Origin of the sequence: Streptomyces sp. NPDC050121 (assembly GCF_044460385.1) — a bacterium.
In the GTDB taxonomy this organism is placed as follows: domain Bacteria; phylum Actinomycetota; class Actinomycetes; order Streptomycetales; family Streptomycetaceae; genus Streptomyces; species Streptomyces soliscabiei.
Window position 1 is genome coordinate 1 of sequence record NZ_JBITJV010000103.1, and the last position, 2857, is coordinate 2857.

Below are 2857 nucleotides of genomic sequence, written 5' to 3' on the forward strand. Positions count from 1 at the left end.
CTCGCGGCCGAACTGTCCGGCACGGGCGTGCTGGTCAACGCCGCCGACCCCGGCTGGACCCGCAGCGGCATGGGCGGGCCGTCCGCTCCGCGCGGCCCGGAGGAAGGGGCGGACACCCCGGTCTGGCTGGCGACCCTTCCCGAGGGCGACGAGACGACGGGCGGGCTGTTCGCCGGCCGCAGGCCACTGCCCTGGTGAACCGCCTCAGGTCCCGGACGGGGCCGGCTTCTCCTCGGCGCCGACGATGCGCAGCGCCAGCGCCCTGACCGCCTCCAGCACGGACCGGGAGGGCAGCTGGGACAACGGTCCTCCCTCCGCCCGCAGCGCCGTGACGAGCATGGTCGTGCTGATCAGTGTGCGGACCGCGAGCGCCTGCCCCGCGTGCCGGGCCTTCGCCGCCCGGGGGCTGCGAGTGGTGCCCTCGGGCAGATAGTCGTAGCCACGCTGGACATGCCGCTGCTCGAACTCGTCCCGCAGCACCTTGACGCTGCCGTTGGCGGAGGCCACCTGGACCTGGTACAGACGGGCTTCGTCCGGGTTCTGCTCCACCCAGTCCCACACCGCGTCGATGACGCGGACCAGGCCCTCCGCATCACCCGGCTCGGACTCCGGACGCGCCGCCTCCACGACCGCGTTCAGCTGGTCGAAGACCCGTCGCATCGCAAGTTCGAGCAACTCCTCTTTGCCGTCGAAGTGGTAGTAGACGGCGGTGGGCACCACCTGTGCCTCGTCGGCGATGTCCTGGATGCTGGTCTCCGCGAATCCGTTGCGGCCGAACACCCGCACGGCGGCGGAGATGATGTGCTGCCGCCGCGAGGGCCGGTGGGCGGGCTGTTTGCCGTTCTTCGTGGTGGCCATCATGCTCCCTGCCGACTGCCGTGAACCCGCGTCCGTGGGCCCTGCGTACTGACCATTGTATCCAGTAACTCCTCCCACCCGACGGCATAATTCCTGCTGCGCATGTGCCTCCGGAGCACCGGGCTCCCGGCATACTTGACACCATGACTAAGTCCGGAACCCGCGCCGCTCATCGTCCGTCGCGCAAGCAGTGGGTGATCGACGCAGCCACGGAGCTGTTCGCCACGCAGCCGCCGGACGAGGTGACGGTGGCCGACATCGCCGCTCGTGCGGAGATGACCTCGGCAGCGGTGTACTACCACTTCTCGTCCAAGGACCAGGTCCTGGCGGAGGGGATGCGGGTGTTCGCCGCCGCGCTGCGCGAGCAGTTGCAGGCACTCACTCAGGCCCACGAACCCGGCTCGGACATCGGCGCGGCGATCACCTCGCTGCTGGCCTGGCTGGGCGAACACCGGTCCGCCGCCACCGTCTTCTTCGTGTCGTCGGCCGGCATGAGCCAGGACGCGGAGGCGCTGCGCCAGGAGAGCCGTACCGAACTGCTGGAAGAACTGGTGCGGCTGATCCGCAAGGCCCGCAGGCCGGTCTCCGACGCCGAGGCGGCGGTGATCGGCCTGGGCCTGCTGGCGCTGCTGGAGACCGCGGCGATCTCGCAGGTCCGGGGCGACGACGTCTACCGGTCGCTGGGGCACCGCTCCTTCGTCCGCGAGGTCGGCAACCTCGCGGAGCGGATCGCCGACCCGGCCGCATAGGCCACGGCTCACACCAGCAGGCGAAGGGGCTTGCTCAGCAACTCACCTACGGTGCGCAGATATTCGGCGGCGGGTGCCCCGTCGACGGCACGATGGTCGAAGGTGAGGCTCAGGGTGAGCACCCGTGTCCGCAGCGGCCGGTCGTCCACCCATTCGACACCGTCCCTCAGTCTGCCCACGCCGAGGATCGCGACGTTGCCGGGGTTGATCACGGGGGTGAAGAAGTCGACGCCGTATCCGCCGAGCGAGGTGACCGTGAAGGTGGCCCCTTCCAGCTGCGCGGGCGAGATCCGCCCCTCGCGCGCGGCCTGGGCGAGAGCCCTCGACCGGCGGGCGATCTCGGGCAGCGGCAGCGCCACCGCGTCCTCGATCACGGGGACCATGAGGCCGCCGGGGACGGCCACAGCGAAGCCCAGGTGGATCTCGTCGAGCAGATGAATGGCGTCCTCCCGCACCGTCGCGTTGAGCAGGGGGTGCTCGCGCAGGGCCAGGGCCGCGGCCTTCAGCAGGAAGTCGTTGATGCTGGGGACCGGCAGTTCGCTGTCGGTCCACTCCTCCTTGAGCCGGTCCCGCAGGGACACCACGGCGTCCATCCGCACCTCGTAGCCGTGCGTCAGCTGTGCCATCTCCTGGAGGCTGGCGTGCATCCTGCGGGCGATGGTGCCGCGCATCCCGGTGAGCGGGATGACCTCACTGGGACGAGCGGGAGTGGCTTCGGGTGCCGGAGTGACGCCATCCAGATCCGCTCTGCGGATGCGGCCGCCGGGACCGGTGCCGTTCACCTCGGAGAGATCGATGCCCCGCTCCTTCGCCAGCTTGCGGACCAGGGGTGAGGCGGGGGTGTCGCCCGACGGGACGAGGGTGACGAGGTCGCCGGGCACGGCCGCAAGGAAGTCCTCCACGTCCTCGGAGACGATCCGTCCGCCGGGACCGGTGCCGCGTACGGCGGTGAGGTCGACGTCGGCAGCCGCGGCGACCCTCCGGGCGTTCGGTGAGGACAGAAGCCGGTCACCGATGCCCTTCTCACCCGTGCCGTTCACGGAGGGCGCCGCGCCGGCGGCGGGGGCGGGCGCAGTGGTCCCCGACCCGACCGGCGTGGGTATGCCCGCCGGGTCCGGTGGCTGTTCGCCCTCGGCCAGCAGCCAGCCGATGAGGGCCCCGGCCGGCACGGTGGCCCCGGCCGCGACCACCGGGTGGAACAGCCCCCCGGCCTCCGCCTCGACGTCCACGTCGACCTTGTCGGTGGCCAG

At 71.3% G+C, this 2857-nt stretch carries 3 protein-coding genes and 1 pseudogene; 2 read left to right on the top strand and 2 right to left on the bottom strand.

Annotated elements, in window-relative coordinates; translation table 11 throughout:
* Positions 1-198: pseudogene (locus ACIBTS_RS49255) on the top strand (short-chain dehydrogenase); the annotation flags it as partial.
* 6 nt (positions 199-204) lie between these two features.
* Here ACIBTS_RS49255 and ACIBTS_RS49260 read toward each other — a convergent pair.
* Positions 205-858 carry a TetR/AcrR family transcriptional regulator gene (locus ACIBTS_RS49260; protein ID WP_319670062.1) on the bottom strand — a complete coding sequence of 218 codons (654 nt, stop codon included), beginning with the start codon at positions 856-858 and terminating at the stop codon, positions 205-207.
* A gap of 143 nt (positions 859-1001) precedes the next feature.
* Here ACIBTS_RS49260 and ACIBTS_RS49265 point away from each other — a divergent pair, with 143 nt between their 5' ends.
* Positions 1002-1607 carry a TetR/AcrR family transcriptional regulator gene (locus tag ACIBTS_RS49265; protein WP_399328527.1) on the top strand — a complete coding sequence of 202 codons (606 nt, stop codon included), beginning with the start codon at positions 1002-1004 and terminating at the stop codon, positions 1605-1607.
* Positions 1608-1615: 8 nt separating this feature from the next.
* On the opposite strand, the gene ACIBTS_RS49270 is transcribed toward ACIBTS_RS49265, so the two are convergent.
* Positions 1616-2857: 2-oxo acid dehydrogenase subunit E2 (locus tag ACIBTS_RS49270; protein ID WP_399328529.1), on the bottom strand; the 1242-nt coding region annotated here is incomplete at its 5' end.